The following is a 23,531-nucleotide window of genomic DNA, read 5'->3' as shown; positions in this document are numbered from 1 at the left end:
GGGATTAACCCATGTCTACCACTGTTAATAGTGACCTGATCATTTATGACGACCTGGCGCAGACCGCTTTCCTTGAGCGCCGCCAGGACAACCTGGCTATTTTCAACGCGTCCTCCAACGGTGCGATCCTGCTGGATAACGAGCTGATTGAAGGCGATTTCCGCAAGCGAGCCTTCTACAAAGTGGGCGGTTCTATCGAATCGCGTGACGTTAACTCCACCGAAAAAGTGACGGGTAAGAAGATTGGCGCCGGTGAAGCCGTATCCGTCAAAGCGCCGTGGAAATACGGTCCATACGAAACAACCGAAGAAGCGTTCAAACGCCGCGGCCGCTCTGTAGACGAGTTTTCCGAAGTGATCGGCACTGATGTGGCTGACGCGACGCTGGAAGGCTATGTGAAATATGGCCTGAAGGCGCTGACGGCAGCTATTGGCGCCAACGCGGACATGGTGGTTACCGCCGATATCGAAACAGATGGTAAGAAGACCCTGACGCGCGGCCTGCGTAAGTACGGCGACAAGTTCAACCGTGTTGTGCTCTTCGTTATGCACTCCGCCACTTACTTCGACATCGTGGATGAGGCGATCGCCAACAAAATCTACGAAGAAGCTGGCGTGGTGGTTTACGGCGGGCAGCCGGGCACGCTGGGTAAACCTGTGCTGGTGACCGATACCATGGACGCGGATGCGATTCTTGGGCTGGTGGCCGGAGCGGTCACCGTCACCGAGTCGCAGGCGCCGGGGTTCCGTTCCTACGACATCAACGATCAGGAAAACCTGGCGATCGGGTACCGTGCTGAAGGCGTGGTGAATGTCGACCTGCTGGGTTACAGCTGGGATACCTCAAAAGGTGATAACCCGGACCTGACCAAAATCGGCACTGCAGGTAACTGGAAGAAGCACTTCACCAGCAACAAATCTACGGCTGGCGTGCTCATTAAACTGGGATCCGCAGCGGGGGAGTAACGCTGTCAGCGGATAAAACCTCCGCAACCGCTGACAGCACCGATGCGGTCACCATTTCCCTGAAGTACACCCTAAACGGCGCAGGTGTTTCCGGCAAAACCGTTGCCTGGAATTCAACCGGCGGCACGCTCAGCACTGCCAGTTCTCAAACCGGCTCTGCTGGTGGGGCGACGGTCAAACTCACCTCTGATACGGCAGGTACTTTCACAGTCACTGGTACTGTTGATGGTATTGCTAAATCGAGTGAGGAAATCACCTTCACCGCACCTGCAGCTGGCTAATCGATGGGGCGTAAGCCCCATTCACCGGATGCTCAGATGATTAATAATGATATCACCGCCGCTGACGTTAACAGTTACGCCAGCGAAGATGAACTGGCGTCATTTGCCGCGCTGAGAGGGATTGAGCTGCCTGAAAATCTCGCACCGTTACTGATTAAGGCGATGGACTACCTGGAAGGGCTTGATTGGGTAGGTTCCAAAGCAGCCCCTCGACAGCCGCTGGCATGGCCACGCGTGAATGTCGTTCTGGATGAACATGATTTCCCGCCGGATGAAGTACCACGGCAGGTTATAACCGCGCAGTGCATGCTGGCGGTAGAGGCAATCGACGGCGATTTACTCTCCAGCGTGCGCGAAGCCGCTGTGAAAACCGAACGTGTCGAAGGTGCCGTAACCATGACTTATGCGGTTGCCGACGGTGAGGTGTTTACGCCAACTTACCCGGCGGTAATGGCTATTCTCGGCGACCTGGCTGGTGGGCGTGGATATGCAATCAATACTTTCGCGGAGCGCGCGTAATGACCATCAACTATCAGCGAATGCAGACGACAACGACTCGTATGCTCAAGCAGAACGGCATTGCATACAACGTCACGCGTAAGGGCACGTTAATCGTCATCGGTGGTGTAGAGCATCGTTCCGATGATATCCAGTTCACCGCCACAGGAGTGAAGACGGATTACTCGCCAGGTGAAATTGACGGAACCGTCATTGAAAACGGCGATGTTCGGATTGTCTTCAGTGCTGAGAAGGACATTAAAACCGGCGATCTGATCGACGTGGACGGCGTAAGCCACCGCGTAGTTAAACCAAACCCCGTGAAACCGGGCGCTGTGGTGCTCTGCTACAAAGCTCAGTTGAGGGCATAACATGGACGATAATAAGGCGTTCACGGCTGCCATCACCGCGTTCGTGGACAAAGCCAAAGCGAATCAGGAAGCGGTCGTACGTGCTGTCGGCATTCGGATCCTTAATCAACTGGTGATGATGTCACCTGTCGGCAACCCCGAACTCTGGGGCATCAACCAGACGGCAGCCTCTTACAATCAGGCGGTATACGACCATAACGAAGCGCAAAAATCGGACCCTGCAAACCTGACTAAAACCGGACGACTTAAGAAGAAAGCTCGACTGGTGGATGGGATGGATATCAAAGCGCCGCCCGGATATACGGGCGGACGCTTTCGCGGTAACTGGCAGGTGTCTTTTGATGCACCGACCACAGATGAAATGGGACGTGTAGATAAAACCGGAAATCTGACAAAAGCCGCAGGGAATTACACGCTGTCGCTCTTCAAAGTCGGGATGAAGGCCATTTATTTCTGCAACAACGTGCCCTATGCCTACCCGCTTGAAATGGGGCATTCCACACAGGCTCCGGGCGGTATGGTCCGCATAACTGCAGCTGAGTTTCAACGCTTCTTTGAGGAAGCTGTCAGGGAGGTGACTAAGTGATTCCTGATATTGCATCTGCACTGGCCGCCAGATTGGGTGCCTGGGCCGATGCCGAGGGCATTTCGGTTGCATGGGAGAACGTGCCGTTCACACCTCCTGCTAACGAGATGTACCTGGCCGTTCACGATATGCCCGTTACGCCGCGAACAATCGATCTCGGATTGCGCTGCCGGACTTATTCAGGCGTGTACCAGATTAATGTCGTGGCGCCAGCCGGCTCCGGCCGTACCTCCGTCGTTGCTCTGGCTGACCGCGTGGCTGAATTGTTCCCCGAGGGGCAGGAGATTGAAGGCAGGGGTTTTACATGCTGGATAGATCAAACGCCTGGTGTTTTCCGCGGGATCACTACATCTGTCTCTTATACCGTTCCCGTTAGTCTCAATTATCGAGCTGATATCTCCAGCTAATCCTCACAACCTACTAAACCTGACCGGCTCTTTGCCGGTTTTCCCGTTTCTAAAGGAGTAACCAATATGGGCTTTGCATTGCCTAATGGCGCCCACGTCTATCTGGCATCGGGCTATGGCCCAGCCATATCTTTCACCGGGGCGACGAACGCCGAAAATATGGTGATCACCGTGAGTGAAGCGGACGCACTCAAGGTGGGTGATATTGTTCATGTGAACTGCAACTGGTCCGGTGTTGATAACGTCATTGCAAAAATTGATGCGATTGCCGAAAGCGCCGTAACTCTTCGCAATATCAATACCACCAACAAAAACAAATATGCCGCTGGTGGCGGTACCGGTTCGATCCGCAAGGTTCTTGAATGGACCGAGCTGCCGCAAATTACTGAGGTGTCGAAATCTGGTGGCGATCAGAACACCACACAGATTCAGTTCCTGAGCGACGACCGCCAGCGAAACCTGAATACCTATAAATCCGCAGTCTCTCAGACCTACTCGATTGCTCACGACTCAACTCTCCCGGTATATCCGTTGCTGCGCCAACTGGACGAAGACGAAGAGACGATTGCGGCTTACATGTACGTGCCGAAGGCGAAGGAAAACCGTTACTGGGCGGCCACGGCGTCCTTTGACGATACGCCAACTACTGCAGTTAACGAGGTAGAGACAGTGAGTGTGGTGCTAAACCTGCAGTCACCGGCGATGACGTTCTACAAGGTGACTGACGCTGCCGCCTAGCCGTCAGAGCTTTCACCATTCCATGCCTCCCATTGTGGAGGCTTTTTTCAGTTAAGAGGTATCGATGGCGACCAAATTCACTCTTCAGCCCAAACCAACATTTAAAGCCAATGTCTCGATCCCCCGAGCCGGCGATGAGGATGGTGTGCTGACCTTCACGTTTAATCACAAGCCACTCAAAGAACTTGCGGATCTGGAGAAAATGGATGGCAAAACCGCCACTGATTTTCTGATGGAAATCATTGCTGGCTGGGCACTTCCCGACGCATTCAACGCGGAAAACCTGTCGGTGCTGCTGGAGAACTATCCGGCGGCGATGAAGGCCATCCCGGAAACCTACTACCGCGAGCTGATGGGGCAGCGCGAAAAAAACTGATAGCGGTTGCCTCTGCGTTCTATACGCCTGAACCCACCGCGGCAGATCTGGCGCCTTACGGGCTTACGCCGGATGACTATGACGATAATTTCGTAGATGTCTGGCCCGATATCTGGCCTTCATTCCTGGTATTTCAGGCTGTCAGCACGCAATGGCGAACGGGAATGGGCGGCGCGTCCGGGCTCGACTATAACGTTTTGCCTTGGGTAATGCGTCTGCACAACGTCGACGACGAGGCAACCGCGCTTTCGGACATCCGGGTGATGGAAAGTGCTGCGCTAAAAATTATGCATAAAGAGAGGGCGTAATGAGTAACGATATCGCCACGATTTCCCTGCGTGTAAATACCAGTGAGCTGGAGCGCGGTAATCAGGCACTGGATCGCTTTCAGGAGACCGCGTCCGCCGCGGCAGGTAAAGCGGATGACCTGAACAGTACGTTCCGCACCGGTATCGACAACCAGAAGAAGAACAGCGAAAGCCTGAAGCAACAGCGCCAGGAGCTGCAGAACCTGTTGAATAAAATCAGCCCGGTCAACAAGGCGCTGGATGAACTGGACACGATCCAGGAGAGCCTGGCGAAGTTTCGCGGTAAAGGGCTGGTGGGAGACGAGGACTTTACTCGCTACAACAGCGTGCTTGAGACGACCCGAGCTAAACTGGCGCAGGTCATGGAGTCTGAGACCGCAGAGGGGCGGGCTCGCATTGAACAGGCACAGGCAGCGCAGCGTGCAGCGGCGGCGGGCAAAACCTTTATCGATTCGCTGGAAGAGCAGGTCACAGCAATCGGAAAAACGCGCGCAGAACTGTTAGAGCTAAAAGCAGCCCAACTTGGCGTGTCCGATCGTGCTGCACCGATGATCGCCCGACTGAAAGAGCAGGAGGAAGCGTGGAAGTCAGGAGCGATCAGCGCGGGGCAATACCGCAACGCGATGCGTTATCTACCAATGCAAATGACCGACATCGTAACTTCATTGGCGTCCGGTATGCCGGTTTATATGGTAGCCATTCAGCAGGGTGGCCAGCTGCGCGATTCGTTTGGCGGTGTAGGCAATGCTCTGAAAGCGATGTTATCGATGGTGACTCCTGCCCGAGTGGCCATTGGTGGCCTGGCCGGTGCTGTTCTGATTGCTGCAAAAGCGGGAGCGGACTACTTCACAGCCTACGACGAAATTAACAAGGCCATTATCAGGACTGGCAACATTGCAGGCACGTCAGCGCTCCAGATAATGGCTTCCTCCCAGTCGATTGCTGCCTCTACTGGCGCTACTGTAGAAACCGTTCAAAGTCTGATGACTGAACTGATTAGCATGGGATCGCTTACACAGCAGCAGCTTGAAAAAGTGGCAGGCTCTACGGCACTAGCAGTTCAAACCGGTATTGTTTCGGCGCAGGACATCACCAAGGCATATCAGGATATAGAAAAGGATCCGGTTAAAGCCCTTCAGAGTCTAAACGAACAATACAATTTCCTGACTGTTTCGCAGCTTAAGCACATTGATGAGCTGGTGAAACAGAAGGACCAGACCGCGGCCGTTACACAGGCTATGGACCTGTTTGGCGATACGATGGCAGAACGTGGAGAGCAGGCTTACGACTCGCTGACACCGTTTGGTCGCCTGTGGCTGGATATCAAAGACTGGGCGTCTGAGGCCATGCAGAATATCGGTCAGTGGGTAGCTGAGCTGGCATCAAACACACTGAAGGAATTCAACGCAATTTATTACAGCGTTGCGATAGTTTTCCAGAAACTGAACCAGATCATTTCTTCCTCTATCGCTGCTGCGATTAATCTCATTCCTGACTGGGCGAAAACGGATACTTTGCAGGGATGGCAGGACTATAACGAACAAATGGCCGGTGCTTATGGAGACAGTGTTTCTCAGCTGAAAAAAGACTGGGATGCGGCTGATATCAGCGCAGGTAAATACCTCGATACGACCAGAAAGATAAGTACCGCAACCACCCAGAAGGATCGGGAAGGAGTCGCTTCTTTTGGTAAAAAGACCAAAACCGGAAAGCAGGGCACTTTATCGGCTGGCGATCGCAGTACGGATGCTGCCCAGGCCGAGCTACTGGCGCTTCAGGCACAGTTACGCGCGCTGCAGCAGCATAAAGGGCTGAACGATACTATTAGCCAACAGCGCAAAGCCCTTTGGACTACGGAAGCGAAATTTCAGGTGCTGGAAGAGGCCTCCCGATCTCGCTCTCTGACAAAGCAGGAGCAATCTCTGCTCGCGAGTAAAGACCAGGTGCTACAGTTAGCGCGGCAGAAAGCCCTGTTGGGTGATCAGATTTCCGCGCAGGAACTGCTGAACAAGCGCATGGATACCTCGCAGAAATACGTCACGCAAATGGCTGAGAAACAGGCCGCATTACTGGGTGGCGCGGGGATGAGTGACCGCCAGGCGCAGCGAGAGCTGGCAAAAAGTCAGCTCGCCGCCGGCTGGAAAAATACGGGTGGTTCGCTGGATGAAGAGGGATATCAGAAACAGCTTAAGGCAGCTAACGATTACTATAATGCTGAGGATCAGCTACGCGGTGATTGGCTGACCGGCGCGAAAAAGGGATGGGTTGATTTCGAAGACAGCGCGACCAATGTGTACTCCCAGGTGCAGACGGTTACCAGCAACGCATTCACCGGCATGGCCAGCACCCTGACTGATTTCTTCACAACAGGTAAATCTAACTTCTCAGATTTCCTTTCCACTTTCCTCAAGGGCATCGCCCAGATGCTGACCCAACTGGCTCTGGTTAATGGAATGAAGTCAGCGTTTGGTGGAACCGGTATCGGCGCGTTCTTTGGTTTCTCAGGTGGTGGTTTGGTCCCCGGTTTTGATGGAGGCGGCTACACGGGAGATGGCGGTAAATACCAACCGAAAGGCGTTGTACACGGCGGTGAGTTTGTGTTTACGAAGGAAGCGACAAGTGCATTAGGTGTTGGCAATCTCTATGCGCTTATGCGTGGAGCTCAGGGGTATGCAAACGGTGGTTATGTTGGCACAGCCCCAATGTATGGGCTGCAATCGAATGCAGCTGGCGGCGTAACCGTTCAAACTTCCGTGGTCGTTCAAAACCAGAACACTCACCAGCAGACTTCCGGCAATAACGATGCTATTTCTCGGGCTTACAAACAGACCATCGATCAGTCTGTTCGTACTGGAATTGCCAAACAGCTTCAGCCTGGTGGTCTAATCTGGAATGCGACGAGATCGAGATGATGAATAGTGACCGTTATTTGTTATATCCCTTTTTGGTAATCGTGCCATAAATAACCACCATCCGGGCATTTTGACTGGTATGATTATGTCACTGAAATTAATGGCTTAAGGGACACGAAATGGCTTCAGTTAAGGTGACGGCTCTATGGGTCGGGGATGAAAAATCGAGTATTTCATTCGTTTCTCCAGTTCTGAATGACAAAAAACTCAATTATGACAATGCTTCCTTCGGTTTTGGCGTTGTAGAAAACTACGAGGCATGGGGAGTCGAACGATACCCATTTGTAATGGAAGAATTTGGGAAAGGTTTAGCCCTTCTTGATTGGGGGTCAACAATCCACAAAAACATAGCCACAATTGATGTATTGGATGTCCCTCTAAATGTTGACGGCATCATTACATACAACGAAATTGACGAGAACGGATCGCAACGTGGGCCTTATGTCTACCGAATTTCGACTGTGGAATCGTTTTAATAATAAATAGGATCTCACGTGATTAACCCAGCCTTCGCTGGGTTTTTTTATGCCCGGAGGAAAGGTGGCGATCGAAACATTTACCTGGCGAACCCAGATTCAAGCGGGAATGGAAGGGGAGTTCACTTACGCAACACGCTCTGCATCCTTCGGAGACGGCTTTGAACAGATCGCCGGTGAAGGCATCAACCCTGAAAAACAGTCATGGCCGATGACCTTAACGGGAAAAAAGGCAGAGATGCTCGATGCGCTGAGTTTTTGCCGCAAGCACATCACAAAATCCTTTATCTGGACGTCTCCTGTTGGCGAAACCGGTTTATACCGGATTGAAGCTGATTCCATTAAAGCCCAGCCGCTATCCAGCAAAGTGATGACCATAAAAGCAACCTTCAAACAGGCATACGCACCATGATTACTGAAGATTATCAACGCCTCGAACCGGGTGAAAAAATACGTCTTCTTGAGGTAGACGGTTCTACGTTTGGTCTGGACGACGTTCTGCGCTTTCACGCTTATAACCTCCCGCATACTGAAGAAGAGATTACGGCGGCTGGTGGCGACGAATCAAAGTTAAAGGCGAAGAGTATCTGGTGGCAGGGCGAAGAGTATGGTGCCTGGCCATATAAGCTCGAGGGACTGGAAGCTTCAACCGATGGCAGTAGCGCCCAGCCGACGCTCACCGTTGCCAACATTGACAGTTCTATCACTGCGCTCTGTCTGGCATATGACGATATGCTGCAGGCCAAAGTTACGATTCATGAAACTTTTGCGCATTACCTGGATGAGCGCAATTTCCCGGATGGAAATCCAACAGCAGATCCCTTGCAGGTGAGAAAGCGGGTTTTCTATATCGACGGTAAAAATAGCGAGCTTCCCGGTGAAAGTATCGAGTTTGTTCTTACCAGCCCGATGGATCTGCAGGGGTTGATGATCCCGACCAGGCAGCTTCATTCCCTGTGTACCTGGTGCATCCGGAATAAGTACCGCACCGGCGATGGGTGCGATTATACGGGCACGCTTTACTTCGACAAAAACAACAATCCGGTAAGCGATCCCTCATTGGATGAATGTAACGGCACGCTCACCGCCTGCAAGCTTCGGTTTGGTGAACACAATGAACTTCCTTTCGGTGGTTTTCCTGGAACATCTTTGATCAGGAGTTAACATGCGTCAGAAAACAATTCAGGACATCCTGGTGCATGCCGCGAAAGAATATCCCCGCGAATGCTGTGGTGTAATAGCGCAGAAAAGTCGGGTGGAACGCTATTTCCCATGCCGTAATCTGGCTGCCGAACCAACGGAACAGTTTCACCTTTCGCCAGAGGATTACGCTGCTGCTGAAGACTGGGGGACGATAACGGGAATCGTACATAGCCACCCCGACGCGACGACCCAACCAAGCGAACTGGACAAGGCTCAATGCGATGCAACGTTGCTGCCCTGGCATATTGGTAGTTGGCCGGAAGGCGACTTTCGCACCATCACTCCCCGCGGTGATTTGCCACTGATCGGGCGGCCGTTTGTGCTTGGACACTATGACTGTTGGGGACTGGTGATGAGCTATTACAGGCAGGAACATGGTATCGAATTGAAAGATTACCGTGTTGATTATCCGTGGTGGGAGGACTGCTATCCGGACAATTTCTATCAGGATTGCTGGTATGAGTGTGGTTTCCGTGAATTCGACGGGCCGCTGCAACCGGGGGATATGGTGATCATGCAAGTTCAGTCTAGCAAGTGGAACCATGCCGGCATATTGCTTGAAGGTGATATCTTACTTCATCATCTTTACGGTCATTTAAGCCAGCGTGTGCCATATGGTGGGTATTGGCGTGAGAGGACAAACAAAATCCTTCGCCATCAATCGAAGTTTATATAATAATGAGTCCAACTTACTTCATTAACGGATATTAATGTGGCATTTGTCAACTTGAATAATTTTTATATTAAAATGGTCGTGGTCTGCGTTCCATTTGTCGTTGGGGTCGGGCTTGCATGCTTGAGTTTCTTCGGGCGCAGTCACAATCTATGGACTGGGTTTGGATATTTGATAACGTCCGTAGCAGTGAGTTTTTTCCTGTTGCGATGGTTGGTATGGGGAGATTTGAACCTCGCCAACGGTTCAGCCATTGCTACAATCGGAGGTGGGTTAGGTCTGATAGGAATCTTGGCTGGTTCAAATATTACTGATCCTGCATTTATTCAAGTGCGCACCGATTTACAGGAGTCCTTCTTAGATGCGTCCTTAAATTGCAAAGGTAATAAGACGTTATTTGACGGTGCTCTTACGTCTTGTTTAGCAGCTACTTCTAAGGATGCTTTGGCGTTGGGGCAAGAGTTGATTAAAGCCAGGTATTTAGCTCCGACATTATCTTTGGCAGATGGTGTGTATCATTCGAGCGATGAAGCTAAGGCGGATGCATGTTTAGTAAATTATTATTTACTTTCAAAGGAATGCCCAAGTAGCTTTATAGAATTCAATAAAAAACACCCAGAAGTTGCTAATCCGTCAGCCAATAATAAGTAAGTTGATTTGAATTCTTGGATTGCGTGGTAAAAACATCAAAAAGTCTATCAACATTAACAGTCTCTCTTAGTCAAGAGAGACTTTGGAGGCATGTATGACATTTTTAACTGGTCAGCCGATGAGAACCATACGCCTCTATGGAATACTTGGCTCAACATTTGGTCGTGAATTCAAACTTTCTGTTGCTTCGCCTAAAGAAGCCGTTCGTGCATTGTGTGTGATCGTGCCGGGTTTTGAGCGTTTCCTGAATACTAGTAAGCAGCGCGGGCTTACTTACGCTGTATTCAGTGGAAAGCGTAACCTGAACGATGATGAACTCTCTATGGATCAGAGCACCGCTGATATCCGTATCGCGCCGGTTATCCTCGGGAGTAAACGTGGTGGAGTATTCCAGACCATCTTAGGCGTGGCTTTGGTCGCAGTTGGTGCTGTGGCGTCATACTTTGGAGGTGGTGCTGTTGGCGTACCTCTATTGCAATTTGGCGCTGCGATGGCCCTTGGCGGTGTTGTGCAGATGCTATCTCCACAGACAACCGGACTTGCGAGCAAGCAATCGGCAGACAACAAGGCTAGTTATGCCTTTGGTGGAGTAACAAATACGACAGCTCAGGGCAATCCGGTACCTCTCTTGTACGGACGGCGCCGTATAGGTGGCGCGATCATCTCCGCCGGTATCTATGTTGAAGATCAGCAGTAAGCATGGTGTAATGAGCTTACTTAATATGGGGTAACTTGAGCTTAGATTCAAAAATGAAAAAAATATCTACTCTTTTCCTTTGTACTTCCTTATTTTCAGGCATGGCTTTAGCTGATAACAATTACATACCTCTCCTCTATAATTTATCTACTATGTTTGATTTCAATCCAGTTAAAGGAGCTATCAAATCATTAGATACTGATGTTGAAGAAAATGGTAAGGTCACTTATAAAATAGCCATCAGACTAGCTAAGAATGGTTGTGTCGAAAGCTTAGATCTTGATAACGTTTCGTCTGGTCATGAAACAAATCTAAAAAATAGCAATGGTAGTCTTGTTGGCCAAAGAGATGGTAAGCCTTTCTCTATACAGCTCGATGAAAAATGTAATATTTTGACTAAAAATGAAAATGGTGACGAGTTGCGATATAGTCTTTACTCGAATGGCTTAATTAAAGACACCTATTATTTGGGTAAGAAAATATCTGAGCATTTTTATGATGATAATTCTAATTTGATACGTTCTGAGTTTTATGGTTCTGGTAAGGTCCTCTCTAAAAACGAAATATCTTATGTTGACAAAGACAGGAAGCCTCTTGATTATAAAATTATAAACACATCAGTTTACTCGGAAGGTTATACAGCAACGAATACTTGTCATTATACCGAAAAGCTTGTCCCTGAAATATGTAAATTAACAATGCAGAGCGCAGGGAATCCTGTGCCGAAGCCAGTATTAATGACAGCGAATACGAAAGTTGAATTCTACTAGATTAAATACATTTCAATAAGCCACCTCCGGGTGGCTTTTTTTATGGGCGCAATATGGCTATAGCAACCGCTATTAAAGGCCGCAAGGGCGGCAGTTCAAGCTCAAGAACTCCTACGGAACAGCCAGACGATCTGCAGTCAGTAGCCAAGGCAAAAATCCTTCTCGCGCTGGGAGAGGGGGAGTTTGCTGGTGGCCTGACTGCGCGCGATATTTATCTCGATGGCACTGCACTTGAGAACGCAGATGGTTCGCAGAACTTCAGCGGTGTGGCGTGGGAGTTTCGTTCTGGAACTCAGGCGCAAAAATACATTCAAGGGATCCCGGGTACCGAAAATGAAATCAATGTAGGTTCCGAAGTTTCCAGCACCACTGCATGGACGCGCACGGTCACCAATACGCAGCTTTCAGCTGTTCGCCTGCGTCTAAAATGGCCTTCTCTCTTCAAACAGGAGGACGATGGCGATCTGGTTGGCTATTCGGTCAACTACGCAATTGACCTTCAGACAGATGGCGGTACCTGGCAGACGGTGCTAAATACCAGCGTGACCGGGAAAACCACCTCCGGTTATGAACGCAGCCACCGTATTGATTTACCTCAGGCGGGCAGCACATGGACCATCAGGCTGCGCAAGATTACAGCCGATGCCAATAGCGCGAAGATTGGCGACACGATGACGCTGCAAAGCTTCACAGAAGTAATCGACGCGAAACTGCGTTATCCGAATACCGCGCTTCTGTACATTGAATTTGACTCGAGCCAGTTCAATGGTTCAATTCCGCAAATTTCCTGCGAGCCCCGCGGGCGTGTTATTCGTGTGCCCGATAACTATGACCCTGAAACACAAACATACAGCGGCACCTGGACGGGCGCATTTAAGTGGGCATGGACGGATAACCCTGCGTGGATATTTTACGATCTGGTGGTCACTGACCGCTTCGGCCTTGGTAATCGGCTAACGGCAGCCAATATCGACAAATGGACGCTTTATCAGGTCTCTCAATATTGTGATCAACAAGTACCGGATGGTAAGGGCGGCAGCGGAACTGAACCTCGTTACACCTGCAACGTATACATTCAGGATCGAAATGACGCTTACATTGTCCTGCGAGACTTCGCTGCCATTTTTCGAGGTATGACCTACTGGGGAGACGACCAGATTGTTGCCCTTGCAGACATGCCCAGAGATGTCGATTTTACCTACACGCACGCTAACGTCGTCGACGGCAAATTTGTGTATGCCAGCAGCACAACCAAAAGTCGCTATACAAACGCTCTTGTATCCTGGTCTGATCCGGCAAATGGCTATGCTGATGCAATGGAGCCCGTCTTCGAGCAAGCGCTGGTGGCGCGCTATGGTTTCAACCAGCTTGAGATCACCGCCATCGGGTGCACCCGACAGTCTGAGGCAAACAGGAAAGGGCGCTGGGGGATCCTGACCAACAATAAAGACAGGGTTGTAACGTTTGACGTTGGTCTGGACGGCAATATTCCTCAGCCGGGCTACATAATTGCTGTTTCTGACCGAAATCTTTCAGGGAGAGATTTAGGTGGTCGATTATCCGCGGTTAATGGTCGTGTACTCAAACTTGACCGGGTGCCAAGTGCTAAGGCCGGTGACAGGATAATGGTAAACCTGCCGTCGGGCATTACCCAATCCCGGACGATTCAGTCCCTGTCCGGTGAAATGGTCACCGTAACAACTTCCTTTAGTGAACTTCCGCAGGCTGAGGCTGGATGGGTAATTGAATCTGATGAACTCTATGCGCAGCAGTACAGGGTAATTAGTGTCACCGATAACAATGACGGGACATATACCATCACGGGGGCAAATCACGATCCGGATAAATATGCCCGAATCGATACGGGTGCCATCATTGATCAGCGGCCGGTAAGTGTCATCCCTCCAGGCAATCAGTCGCCGCCAGCCAACATCGCGATCAGCTCGTTTTCGGTGGTTCAGCAGAATATCAGCGTCGAAACCATGAGAGTGAGCTGGGACCAGGCACAAAATGCCATCGCTTATGAGGCGCAGTGGCGCCGCAATGACGGGAACTGGGTTAACGTGCCGCGCAGCTCCACCACGTCATTCGACGTCCCGGGGATTTATTCCGGGCGCTACCTGGTGCGCTTGCGCGCAATTAATGCCGCTGAAATTTCCTCAGGATGGGGATATTCAGAAGAGAAGATCCTGACCGGCAAAGTAGGTAATCCGCCTAAGCCATTAGGATTCACGGCCACGGGCATTAACTGGGGGATCCGTCTGAACTGGGGTTTTCCGGCAAACACCGGCGATACGCTAAAAACGGAAATTCAGTACACTGCCAACAGTGACTTTTCAGATCCACTCCTGCTCTCAGATGTGCCTTATCCATCTGCGGAATACACCCAGCTCGGCCTTAAAGCAGGGCAGGAATTCTGGTACCGCGCGCAACTGGTAGACAAAACGGGTAACGAGTCCGGTTATACCGACTGGATCAGGGGGATGTCTAACGATAACGCCGATGATTATCTGGGTGAAATCGCAGACGATTTCCTTACCTCGGCCGACGGCGACCGCTTGACCAGCGATATTGATACCAATCTTGAAGCCACAATGCAGAACGCGCTGGCCAACCACGGAACAGTTGAACATCAATGGGCGCAATACGGAGAGGTTCGCGCCGATATTCTGGTTGTGAAAACGACTATTGCTGAGGTGGACAGGGCAATGGCCGAAATGTCGACACAGGTGCAGGCGCAGATCAACAACGTCACCGCCTCCCTGGAAGACAAGCTTACAGCCGTTGTTGATGCCTCCGGCGCTTCGGCAATCTACACCCTCAAAACAGGCGTGAGGATAAACGGTGTGATGTACAACGCCGGGATGTCGATTGCCGTGCTTGCTGAGGCCGGGAAGCCAGTAGTTACACGTGTTGGTTTTAACGCTAATCAGTTCGTGCTGGTGAGTGGCAGCGATGATACCCAGTATTCACCGTTCGCGGTTGTTAATGGTCAGGTATTTATGAGCTCAGCGTTTATTCAGGATGGCACCATCACCAATGCCAAAATCGGCAACTTCATCCAGTCCAACAATTACGTCCCAGGGCAGTCCGGGTGGAAACTGGATAAAGGGGGGACCTGGGAAAACTACGGCAGTGACGGGCAGGGCGCAAGAAAGACTACGAACGTTACTGACAGCATCAGGGATGCGAACGGCGTCCTCCGCGTACAGATTGGCAAACTTACAGGGGTATTTTAATGACGTGGGGCATTCAGACATGGGATGCCAATGGCAATCCGAACAATTATGGTATTAAGCCAGTTTCAGTGGTCGGCCGTATTCAACTTTCTGAAGGGCAGAACTCCGGAAGCTGGTCGTTTACCATTCCGGCAGGAATGAAGGTCGGGTTTGTCGTTTCTCTGGATAAGGGGGCGATATCGGTGGGGCGCCGTATCGTCGCAAGCGGAAATACGATAACTCTCGGCGCTGCAAGCAGCGTAGGGATTGGAAACTATCCAGCCTCTGAATGTGAGCTCGTAGTTTTTGTGGAGAAGGCGTAATGGCAGATTATGGCGCACTGATAGCTCTGGATAATGGGAATCCCTTTATCACGCCACAGTCCACACCATTTTGTCTCTACAGGAAGGTAGTGGTTAATTCAGTAGCAAGCGGGGCATATCACGGTGCATCTGCAGAAGTAGCTCTGGACGTGTCTTATCCAGCAATGGTTTTTTGCAAAACGAGTGATACAGTTCAGCCTACAATAGTCACTGCGGCCAGATCAGGAGGAAATATTCTTGTTGGATCGAGCAATCCTTATGGACAGGCACATACATTAACGGCTTACATCTTTGCTATTTATCCTCAGACATTGCCAAAATGGGGATTTGCTATCTGGGATGCCACTGGGAAGTTGGTTCTGACAAACGAAAGTCGGATACTGAGTGACCTTGTGACTGTTGGGTCGCCTGGAGCTACGACAGGTGGAATTAATATTGACGTCACTCTGCCTGGTAGTTATGCGGTGGCACCCGCTATTCTTGGCTCCCAGATAATCCAGAACAATAACACTAAACCACCCACCATTGTGAATATCACCGCTTACTCAGGATGTCGGTTTAATGGTTCATCAACCAGAATTAATGCCGCGCCTTCGACCACGGCTACCGGTTCTGCTGCTGGTGGGACAACGACTGGGATAGCTTTGACGGCTATCAACACTGCCGCCTATGATTGATCGTTTTAAGCGATCAAATCCACATAATTGATCTGTTATATCTATTTTATATTTTAATACCGCTGCGTTAGTTTTACTTATTAAAAACTAGCCAAGGTGTGAAATGACAAAAATAATATTCGCGATGGTATTCTGCCTGTTTCTTTCTGCTTGCTCCGGTTCAGTTCTGCAAAAGCAGGAACCATTATGCGAGGCAGAAGCGCTTATTGGTGGCCAGGTTCAGTCGGTACAGATTTATGGTGTGCGTAAAGTAGCCAGTCAGACAGAATATAGAGCAGGCTACCCCTTCAACTGGCGATGGGTGAGCAAAAATAACTTCACCAGGTCGACCTGTTCAAAATGAACAAAACAAGAACCCGCTTCGGCGGGTTTTTTATTATCTGAGCTCAGGAGTTTTTTATGTCGGCAGGTACAATTACCCTCACAAACGGGTCCGCTATTGTTGGTGGTAGCGGAACGGCATTTGCAACTGAAATCGCTGCAGGTGACTTCATTGTCTCTACTGTGGGCGGCGTTCCGTATACGCTGCCAGTCAAATCAGTCGAGAGCAATACCCAGTTGACGCTGGTCAGCAACTTTACCGGGCCAACGCAATCCGGTGCGGCCTGGTCAGCAGTTCCCCGCGTGGCGCTGAACATGGTAACTGCCGCGCTGGTGGCGCAAAGTGCTGAAGCACTGCGTGGACTGAATTACGACAAACAGAACTGGCAGCAGGTTTACACCGCCGCTGGAAACATCACAGTGAAGCTGCCAGACGGCACTACCTTCAACGGCCCTTCATGGAAATATCTGTCTGACAATATGGCAACGAAGAGCGGCGGGGCAGTGCCTGTTAACCAAGGCGGTACCGGATCGACAACCGAATCAGGCGCTCGCACAAACCTCGGTTTGGGAGACAGCGCCACCATGGACGTCGGAACTGCGGCTGGAACGGTAGCCGCAGGCGATGATTCGCGCTTAAATACTGTCGATCAGAAAGCGGGTGGGAAAATTACGAGCCCAATTACAGTCCAGCCAGGGATTAACGGTAACCCCGGATTTGCCATCAATTCAGGGGATAATGGTGGCGGTGGATTGATGAATAACGGCATCAGCCTGGTCGTGGCCAGTGGCTATAACCCAAATACAGGTAATTACGTCAACCTCATCAAAGGCACCTGGTATACAGGAGAATGGTCTTTCGGGGGAGCCCGTGGTGGCGGGGCTAATTTTGATAATGTCACACTAAACCTGAAAGGGTCTAATCAGGAAGGGATGGTCACCTGGGTTTTCCATTCCAATGGCGCTGCCACAGGCAATTGGGTAACGGCATCTGATGAGCGTATCAAAGAGAATGTAACGGTAATCGCTGATCCACTTATGAAAATGCAGCAGCTTCGAGGCGTTGAATGGGATCGCCTCGACACTCCTGCGCATGGGTATGGCTTCATTGCTCAGGAAGTTGAGAAGGTTTTTCCTGAAGCAGTTAAATCATATGGAAAAACAACGTTACGAGATGGCTCAGAAATAGAGGATGTAAAATCAGTCGATACCTTCGGTGTGGCCGCCGCCCTTCACCATGAAGCCATCCTTGCGCTAATGGATGAAGTTAGTTGCATCAAAAGGCTAATCAAAGAACTGGATGTAGGGGCTTTGGATTACAACTACTCAAATGGAGTTTGAAGCGAATAATTTACAAAAGTCATAATTCGAAACGAGAGAGAAACTTACAAGCGAAACGGCGAAGCTTTAAGCAGTAATGGTAGGGCCTGTATCTTGCGGACACATACAAACACAACTACTGTATATAAAAGCAGTGCTAGAGGTGTGCGCAATGGACTTCATTAGGCCAACAGAACTGCGAGAAATTATCGCTCTCCCGCTTTTCAGTGACTTAGTACAGTGTGGTTTCCCAAGCCCTGCGGCTGATTACGTTGAACAGCGCATCGATCTCAATGAGTTACTTGTCGCTCACCCGAGCTCAACATACTTCGTCAAAGCCGCAGGTGATTCAATGATCGAAGCCGGGATCAGCGATGGTGATCTGCTTGTGGTGGACAGTTCGCGCACAGCTGAGCACGGTGACATTGTCATCGCCGCGGTGGAAGGGGAATTTACTGTTAAACGCCTGCAGCTACGTCCAACTGTCCAACTCATCCCAATGAATAGCGCCTATAGCCCGATTGTTGTAGGCAGCGAAGATACGCTCGACGTTTTCGGCGTTGTTACTTTCATAGTCAAATCGGCGAGCTGAGTATGTTTGCGCTCTGTGATGTGAATTCGTTCTACGCATCATGCGAGACGGTGTTTCGGCCCGATTTGAAAGGGCGACCGGTTGTCGTTCTCTCGAATAACGATGGCTGTGTAATCGCACGCAGCGCCGAGGCCAAGGCCGCTGGAATTACAATGGGAGAGCCTTTCTTCAAGCAAAAGGACTTATTTCGGCGCGCTGGGGTTGTTTGCTTCAGCAGCAACTACGAGCTGTACGCAGACATGTCGAACCGGGTAATGACGACGCTTGAGGAAATGAGCCCCCGCGTCGAAATTTACAGTATCGATGAAGCTTTTTGCGACCTGACTGGCGTTCGCAACTGCCGGGACCTGACTGACTTCGGGAAAGAGATCCGCGCTACAGTTCTAAAGCGTACGCACCTGACAGTTGGGGTTGGCATCGCGCAGACCAAAACCCTCGCTAAGCTCGCAAACCATGCCGCCAAAAAATGGCAGCGGCAAACGGGCGGGGTAGTGGACCTATCCAATCTTGATCGCCAGCGCCGACTGCTTGCTCTGGTTCCGGTGGGGGACGTCTGGGGCGTCGGCAGGCGCATCAGTAAGAAGCTGAACGCCATGGGCATCAAAACGGCTCTCGACCTCTCAGAGCAGAGTACGTGGATTATTCGAAAGCACTTCAATGTCGTCCTGGAGCGAACTGTCCGGGAACTACGCGGCGAACCATGTCTGGATCTGGAGGAGTTTGCACCAGCTAAGCAGGAAATCGTCTGCAGCCGGTCATTCGGCGAACGCGTTACTGAGTATGAACAGATGCGCCAGGCTATTTGCAGCTATGCCGCCCGTGGTGCTGAAAAACTGCGGGGTGAACATCAGTACTGCCGCTTTATCTCTACGTTCGTGAAAACCTCTCCCTTTGCGCTTAACGAGCCGTATTACGGTAACAGTGCGTCCATGAAGCTTCTCACCCCCACTCAGGATTCTCGCGACATCATCAACACCGCTGTAAAGTGTCTGGACAAAATTTGGAAGGATGGCCACCGGTACCAGAAGGCAGGGATCATGCTTGGGGATTTTTTCAGCCAAGGCGTGGCCCAGCTCAACCTGTTCGATGAGAACGCGCCGCGTGCTGGTAGCGAGAGGTTGATGGAAGTTCTGGATTATCTGAACGGGAAAGATGGAAAGGGAACGCTTTATTTTGCCGGGCAGGGCATACAGCAGCAGTGGCAGATGAAACGGGATATGTTATCTCCACGGTATACTACGAGGTATTCAGACCTAATAAAAGTTAGATGATCCTTTAAACGGTATATTCATTCGAACCTAATTATCGGCTATGAGTATTAAGATTAATATGTCTACTACTATGCTTTTGTAATGTAAATAAGCCCCTGCAATTATACAGGGGCTTATGGGTATGATGCCGGGTGCCTCCCGGTGAGTCATTGAACTAACCACTCGTGACTCGCTGCTTCAGAAATTCAGGATGAGCCGCTGGATATACAAATCATCAGGTTAATTAGCCCTGCCGCTTAGGAGGATTCATCATTAAACCGAATGTAACAGCAATGCTTAGCAAATGATACAATATTTACTGATGTGCCTCATGATTTTCTTTCGCAGTTTTCACGGTCACGGAATTTTCAGATGGTGAAGGTTAAAATATCGATGTTCATTTTTTTACTTTAAGTCTTGAGACAAAGGTTAAGGTTTTATCTTCTGGGCAAATCATTAGAAAAATTGCTGTGGGAGATTTTTCTAAACGTGTAATTCCATGCAGCATCTGGTAGAGTCTTTTTTTTAGTTTTTCTGCTCCATCTTTTTCAGACTCCCACTCTAAAACTGCCTGACCCTCTGAACCAATGAATGCATGGGATGGAAGTTTGACACCTCGGTTTGACTTACTTGAATAGTTTCGGTCATGCAAGAGACCCAAGATAAGAGGGTTGATATTATTATCTAAGAATGGGGCCTCAAGAACTATTAATACTGTGTAATGCAGGATTTTCATGGAAGCCTTATGGTTGCCTCAGCAATAAAGTCATATTGCCATGGTGTTGGATGTACATGTCTTAATTATAAATGTTTGTGTGGGGGTAAAAAAAGCCTGCGTTAAGCAGGCTATAATAATTAAACGTAGTTATAATAATGATTTCATGAATGTCTGTGTTGAATCCCTGGCGTCAAAGATACTTCTGCGCCGCATCTAATATTTCCTGAGAGGTAAGCTCTCGATCTGATGCCACATGGACCACTTCATGGTCACCTGTTAAAGAGGGAAAACCTGCTGACATTATCTGAAGGTTTATCACTTCTCCATTAGGATATTCTTCGCGTATTGATGTCACACCTTTAAGCACAGTGATAACTTTACTTGGCTTACCATTAAAAAAAACGATTACTTTTTTCATATATCACCATGTATTTTGAGGGTTTCTAGCCCCTGCAGGTGGTCGAAAGGGTTCTGTTTGTTCATTTTTTTTGCCTCTTTCGAAATTAAAACAAGCATTATACTTTCTTAACGTGTACTGTAACGGTCCATTTGAACTGGAGAAGTCTATGTCTGCACGTAAAAACACTCAATTCCGCCGAAATTATTTAGTAAAATGTCCTTGTCCAAACTGCTCAAAAGATTCCGAACATAGTTACAATCGTGTACAAAAGGGGGCTCAGTTGGTGTGCCCATACTGCTGTGCTTTGTTCAAATCTTCCCAGCGCTTCTAAAAAAATTATTAAAAAAATAAGAAGTGATGCTTTTGGAGGCTGCCTAACCTCTTACGCACTTTAGTATTTTATAAGCAGTTAGCTTCTGCTTTGAGACTGTTCATGCAGCAGTCCTGCATTTCATCACATCGGTCAGCAAACTTGATGGTAAGTAAATATGCTGGCCTGTTGTAATGATGTGAGTAACCGAACATCACCTTTCACTAATAAAGTCATGCTGGCTTAAGCAAACCATCTAAAAATTATCTATCGCAAAGTGTTACATTGGCAGCGACTGGACCTTTAGTTCCAGCTATGATAGCGAATTTGACTTTTTGTCCTTCAAAAAGAGTATTAAATGTTTCTCCCAGCAGGGAAGAAGTGTGAACAAGAACATCTTTACTTCCATCGAGTGGGGAGATAAAGCCAAACCCCTTATCTTCGTTAAACCACTTAACAAGACCTATGATTTTAGATGACATACAAACTCCGTTTGAACATTTCAAACTGACAAGCAAGCTCATGATAAGAAACGTATGCTGGTATATGTATGGACTCAAGAGGAGGGATATCAGAGATAACACCTAGTTATGAGAACGGCTTTTGGAAAAGTTAGATTCATCATCGCACCGAATCAGCCAAACCATTAAGGCACGTGTTGAATGATTAAGCAAATTTTATCTTAGCCTTCTAGAAGGCCGTTAAAATAGTGTTAGCTATTATTAACTGATCCTGTATAGTGAAATCTGGATTACCATTAGGAAAATATTTGTCTCGTAAAATGACAGGAGTTGTCAAAAGTTTTGACTTCAAGAGCGGAAAGGGATTGATTATCCCATCAGATGGCAGAAAAGATGTTTTTTTGCATGTTTCTGCGTTAAGTAATAGTGAAATCCAAACGTTAAAGCCAGGTGTTCGTGTTGAATTTTATCGTATAAATGGACTTAGTGGTCCGATGGCTGCAAATATATTCCTTTCTTAAGATAAGATAATATTTAACCAAATATAAAGTGCGCATCAAAAGTACGGCAGATTATATATTTGTTTGTTCTATCAATTTTCTCCCCTGATTTTTTACATTTCCAACATCACGGGCCACTGCATGCCAGATAAACATCTCAGCTGGCACAGTGCCGTCGGCTGCGATCTCTTCAGCTTCTTTCCCACCAATATCCTGCCGCATCCACTCACGTGCCGCTTCTGGTGACAAAACAAGTGGCCGGCGGTCGTGAATGTCGACCAGACCTTTATCCGCTGCCGATGTCACTATAAGAAAACCCTCAGCTTCATCACCACGCTCAAATGGTGTGCTGCCGATCGCTGCCATAAATATTGGTTGGCCATTGGCACGGTGAATGAAGTAGGGCTGTTTTTTGTCACCTTCTTTTTTCCACTCGAACCATCCATCGGCGAAGCAGATCGCGCGGCCATGTTGCCATAGAGGTTTAAACATTCTGCTGGTGGCCGCCGTTTCGACGCGCGCATTAATCAGGGGTGCTTTATCCCGCCATCCCGGGGCATAACCCCATAATACAGGATCAAGATGTAACTGCTCGTTTCGTTCGCTTAGCAACAGGACCTTCGTGCCTGGAGCCACGTTGTAACGTCCAATCGGCTCAGGGTCGAATGCGATGTCTCGATCGGCTTCATCTGCGAGGTATGCCAGATATTCTTCACGGGTTTGGGCTTGTGCAAAGCGTCCACACATAGAAACCTCCAGCCAGATATCAGACTGAAAGTATAGGGCAGGGAGAAAAAGAGATGCGCTGGTTAAGTCTTACAAACGAATTCGTGGCGACCATGCTGATCAGATAGAGAGACGTAAAGCAGAGTGTTGCGAACCCGGAAGGAGCTTCGCAAAACAGGGGAATATTGGGGGCAAATTTGGGGGCATTTTGAAAGAAGGGACACCGATAGGGGCATCAAAAAGACCGTGCATGTCCGTATATGTCCGTTAAACGTTTCTGGCTAACTCACTGATACCATGACAAATAAAGCCATTTCAATGAGTTGCGAATTTTCTGCACACTAAAACTGCACAAACAGCTTTTTCAATGGGTCTCACCGAAAAAACGCTTTGTGCAGAATATACGTGAAAACCCGTCGATATTTTCATGTCTGAGGAGCGCGTTACATGGCAATTGCGCTGTTTTTTACCTTGGCGATGAGTGTTTCCGTTATGGCCAGTCCTTCCGCAATGTGCATATCAATCACATCGGTACCGAATTCGTTAATCAAATCCAGAAGTATTTCGTAAGTCTGGATGAGCTCAAGGAGATCAAAGAGCGCTTTTTGATCGGCGCGTGAGGGGGAGGAATGGCTAAGCGCAGCCTGATTAACAATCCATTCCAGATTGGTTTTGATGGCTTCTACCTGACTGTAGCTATACATATTTCATGGGCTTAAATCCTCATTTCAAGATTTTATGGGAGAGGTATCGTAAGAGCTTCACGGTGAAAAAAGAGTCTGTATGTTGCCGGGGCAGTGCTG

31 protein-coding genes are annotated in these 23,531 nt (G+C 49.2%); 26 read left to right on the top strand and 5 right to left on the bottom strand.

The window, feature by feature from the left end; all coding sequences use genetic code 11:
- The first annotated feature begins 11 nt into the window (after positions 1-11).
- The 24 genes from ACOTZB_RS03160 (at position 12) to ACOTZB_RS03045 (ending at position 19,634) form a co-directional block, all read left to right on the top strand.
- Positions 12-965, top strand: coding sequence for a major capsid protein (locus ACOTZB_RS03160; RefSeq protein WP_046092056.1), 954 nt, complete (start codon positions 12-14; stop codon positions 963-965).
- Entirely contained in the window at positions 947-1,246 is a 300-nt protein-coding gene (locus ACOTZB_RS03155) for an Ig-like domain-containing protein (protein ID WP_162791116.1), read from the top strand. The genes ACOTZB_RS03160 and ACOTZB_RS03155 overlap by 19 nt, the downstream gene beginning before the upstream one ends.
- A 36-nt stretch (positions 1,247-1,282) precedes the next feature.
- Positions 1,283-1,765, top strand: a complete 483-nt coding sequence (locus tag ACOTZB_RS03150; protein WP_143347132.1) for a DnaT-like ssDNA-binding protein — start codon at positions 1,283-1,285, stop codon at positions 1,763-1,765.
- Positions 1,765-2,115, top strand: a complete 351-nt coding sequence (locus tag ACOTZB_RS03145; protein WP_143347131.1) for a hypothetical protein — start codon at positions 1,765-1,767, stop codon at positions 2,113-2,115. Before ACOTZB_RS03150 ends, ACOTZB_RS03145 begins: the two co-directional genes overlap by 1 nt.
- A 1-nt stretch (position 2,116) precedes the next feature.
- Positions 2,117-2,701 carry a hypothetical protein gene (locus ACOTZB_RS03140; RefSeq protein WP_143347129.1) on the top strand — a complete coding sequence of 195 codons (585 nt, stop codon included), beginning with the start codon at positions 2,117-2,119 and terminating at the stop codon, positions 2,699-2,701.
- Positions 2,698-3,108: a DUF4128 domain-containing protein gene (locus tag ACOTZB_RS03135; protein ID WP_143347128.1), complete on the top strand. Its 411-nt coding sequence runs from the start codon at positions 2,698-2,700 to the stop codon at positions 3,106-3,108. The genes ACOTZB_RS03140 and ACOTZB_RS03135 overlap by 4 nt, the downstream gene beginning before the upstream one ends.
- Positions 3,109-3,174: 66 nt before the next feature.
- Positions 3,175-3,846 carry a phage tail protein gene (locus ACOTZB_RS03130; protein WP_143347127.1) on the top strand — a complete coding sequence of 224 codons (672 nt, stop codon included), beginning with the start codon at positions 3,175-3,177 and terminating at the stop codon, positions 3,844-3,846.
- A gap of 64 nt (positions 3,847-3,910) precedes the next feature.
- Positions 3,911-4,222: a phage tail assembly chaperone gene (locus ACOTZB_RS03125; protein ID WP_143347125.1), complete on the top strand. Its 312-nt coding sequence runs from the start codon at positions 3,911-3,913 to the stop codon at positions 4,220-4,222.
- A complete protein-coding gene (locus ACOTZB_RS03120) occupies positions 4,114-4,530 on the top strand; it encodes a DUF1799 domain-containing protein (protein ID WP_320338427.1) in 417 nt (138 codons plus the stop codon). Before ACOTZB_RS03125 ends, ACOTZB_RS03120 begins: the two co-directional genes overlap by 109 nt.
- Complete coding sequence (locus ACOTZB_RS03115; protein WP_421626480.1) at positions 4,530-7,442, top strand: phage tail tape measure protein; 2,913 nt, start codon at positions 4,530-4,532, stop codon at positions 7,440-7,442. The genes ACOTZB_RS03120 and ACOTZB_RS03115 overlap by 1 nt, the downstream gene beginning before the upstream one ends.
- Before the next feature lie 119 nt (positions 7,443-7,561).
- The gene (locus tag ACOTZB_RS03110; protein WP_047652153.1) at positions 7,562-7,918 is read left to right on the top strand and encodes a hypothetical protein; all 357 of its coding nucleotides are present in this window, start codon (positions 7,562-7,564) and stop codon (positions 7,916-7,918) included.
- 64 nt (positions 7,919-7,982) lie between these two features.
- Entirely contained in the window at positions 7,983-8,330 is a 348-nt protein-coding gene (locus tag ACOTZB_RS03105; RefSeq protein ID WP_126327716.1) for a phage tail protein, read from the top strand.
- Positions 8,327-9,082, top strand: a complete 756-nt coding sequence (locus tag ACOTZB_RS03100) for a phage minor tail protein L (protein WP_143347123.1) — start codon at positions 8,327-8,329, stop codon at positions 9,080-9,082. Before ACOTZB_RS03105 ends, ACOTZB_RS03100 begins: the two co-directional genes overlap by 4 nt.
- 1 nt (position 9,083) lies before the next feature.
- Positions 9,084-9,797, top strand: a complete 714-nt coding sequence (locus ACOTZB_RS03095; protein ID WP_421626479.1) for a C40 family peptidase — start codon at positions 9,084-9,086, stop codon at positions 9,795-9,797.
- A 36-nt stretch (positions 9,798-9,833) separates the two neighbouring features.
- A complete protein-coding gene (locus tag ACOTZB_RS03090) occupies positions 9,834-10,445 on the top strand; it encodes a hypothetical protein (protein ID WP_202772817.1) in 612 nt (203 codons plus the stop codon).
- A gap of 94 nt (positions 10,446-10,539) precedes the next feature.
- A complete protein-coding gene (locus tag ACOTZB_RS03085) occupies positions 10,540-11,142 on the top strand; it encodes a tail assembly protein (RefSeq protein ID WP_421626478.1) in 603 nt (200 codons plus the stop codon).
- A gap of 35 nt (positions 11,143-11,177) precedes the next feature.
- Positions 11,178-11,912, top strand: a complete 735-nt coding sequence (locus tag ACOTZB_RS03080) for a YnfC family lipoprotein (RefSeq protein WP_233465226.1) — start codon at positions 11,178-11,180, stop codon at positions 11,910-11,912.
- Positions 11,913-11,965: 53 nt separating this feature from the next.
- Positions 11,966-15,151, top strand: coding sequence for a host specificity protein J (locus tag ACOTZB_RS03075; protein ID WP_421626477.1), 3,186 nt, complete (start codon positions 11,966-11,968; stop codon positions 15,149-15,151).
- Positions 15,151-15,453 carry a hypothetical protein gene (locus ACOTZB_RS03070; RefSeq protein ID WP_039262736.1) on the top strand — a complete coding sequence of 101 codons (303 nt, stop codon included), beginning with the start codon at positions 15,151-15,153 and terminating at the stop codon, positions 15,451-15,453. Before ACOTZB_RS03075 ends, ACOTZB_RS03070 begins: the two co-directional genes overlap by 1 nt.
- The gene (locus tag ACOTZB_RS03065; RefSeq protein WP_039262735.1) at positions 15,453-16,130 is read left to right on the top strand and encodes a hypothetical protein; all 678 of its coding nucleotides are present in this window, start codon (positions 15,453-15,455) and stop codon (positions 16,128-16,130) included. The genes ACOTZB_RS03070 and ACOTZB_RS03065 overlap by 1 nt, the downstream gene beginning before the upstream one ends.
- A 103-nt stretch (positions 16,131-16,233) precedes the next feature.
- Entirely contained in the window at positions 16,234-16,473 is a 240-nt protein-coding gene (gene cor, locus ACOTZB_RS03060; RefSeq protein ID WP_039262734.1) for a phage exclusion lipoprotein Cor, read from the top strand.
- A gap of 56 nt (positions 16,474-16,529) precedes the next feature.
- Positions 16,530-17,792 (top strand): tail fiber domain-containing protein, encoded by a 1,263-nt coding sequence (locus ACOTZB_RS03055; protein ID WP_045143000.1) that lies wholly within the window; start codon positions 16,530-16,532, stop codon positions 17,790-17,792.
- Positions 17,793-17,943: 151 nt separating this feature from the next.
- Positions 17,944-18,363, top strand: coding sequence for a translesion error-prone DNA polymerase V autoproteolytic subunit (locus ACOTZB_RS03050; RefSeq protein WP_039262733.1), 420 nt, complete (start codon positions 17,944-17,946; stop codon positions 18,361-18,363).
- A gap of 2 nt (positions 18,364-18,365) precedes the next feature.
- A complete protein-coding gene (locus ACOTZB_RS03045) occupies positions 18,366-19,634 on the top strand; it encodes a Y-family DNA polymerase (protein ID WP_039262732.1) in 1,269 nt (422 codons plus the stop codon).
- A gap of 376 nt (positions 19,635-20,010) precedes the next feature.
- Here ACOTZB_RS03045 and ACOTZB_RS03040 read toward each other — a convergent pair whose 3' ends face one another.
- Positions 20,011-20,349: a hypothetical protein gene (locus ACOTZB_RS03040; protein ID WP_127353291.1), complete on the bottom strand. Its 339-nt coding sequence runs from the start codon at positions 20,347-20,349 to the stop codon at positions 20,011-20,013.
- Positions 20,350-20,521: 172 nt separating this feature from the next.
- Positions 20,522-20,749 carry a phage protein gene (locus tag ACOTZB_RS03035; RefSeq protein WP_039262731.1) on the bottom strand — a complete coding sequence of 76 codons (228 nt, stop codon included), beginning with the start codon at positions 20,747-20,749 and terminating at the stop codon, positions 20,522-20,524.
- A gap of 148 nt (positions 20,750-20,897) precedes the next feature.
- Here ACOTZB_RS03035 and ACOTZB_RS03030 point away from each other — a divergent pair, with 148 nt between their 5' ends.
- Positions 20,898-21,062, top strand: a complete 165-nt coding sequence (locus tag ACOTZB_RS03030; protein WP_213729873.1) for a YnfU family zinc-binding protein — start codon at positions 20,898-20,900, stop codon at positions 21,060-21,062.
- A 242-nt stretch (positions 21,063-21,304) separates the two neighbouring features.
- Here the strand turns inward: ACOTZB_RS03030 and ACOTZB_RS03025 are convergent, their stop codons facing one another.
- On the bottom strand, positions 21,305-21,523 hold the full coding sequence (locus ACOTZB_RS03025; RefSeq protein WP_039262730.1) for a cold shock domain-containing protein: 219 nt from the start codon (positions 21,521-21,523) through the stop codon (positions 21,305-21,307).
- Positions 21,524-21,810: 287 nt separating this feature from the next.
- Between ACOTZB_RS03025 and cspF the strand changes: the two genes are divergently transcribed.
- Entirely contained in the window at positions 21,811-22,023 is a 213-nt protein-coding gene (cspF, locus tag ACOTZB_RS03020) for a cold shock-like protein CspF (protein ID WP_071884838.1), read from the top strand.
- A 51-nt stretch (positions 22,024-22,074) separates the two neighbouring features.
- On the opposite strand, the gene ACOTZB_RS03015 is transcribed toward cspF, so the two are convergent.
- Both ACOTZB_RS03015 and ACOTZB_RS03010 read right to left on the bottom strand, forming a co-directional pair.
- Positions 22,075-22,749 carry an SOS response-associated peptidase gene (locus ACOTZB_RS03015; protein ID WP_421626476.1) on the bottom strand — a complete coding sequence of 225 codons (675 nt, stop codon included), beginning with the start codon at positions 22,747-22,749 and terminating at the stop codon, positions 22,075-22,077.
- 422 nt (positions 22,750-23,171) lie between these two features.
- Positions 23,172-23,432 carry a hypothetical protein gene (locus tag ACOTZB_RS03010; protein WP_047652166.1) on the bottom strand — a complete coding sequence of 87 codons (261 nt, stop codon included), beginning with the start codon at positions 23,430-23,432 and terminating at the stop codon, positions 23,172-23,174.
- Positions 23,433-23,531 lie beyond the last annotated feature (99 nt).

Origin of the sequence: Enterobacter cloacae complex sp. SHL020 (assembly GCF_049236945.1) — a bacterium.
Classification (GTDB): Bacteria; Pseudomonadota; Gammaproteobacteria; order Enterobacterales; family Enterobacteriaceae; genus Enterobacter; species Enterobacter dykesii.
Note: the sequence above shows the minus strand (reverse complement) of the source record. Positions and strands in the feature narration are given on the sequence as shown.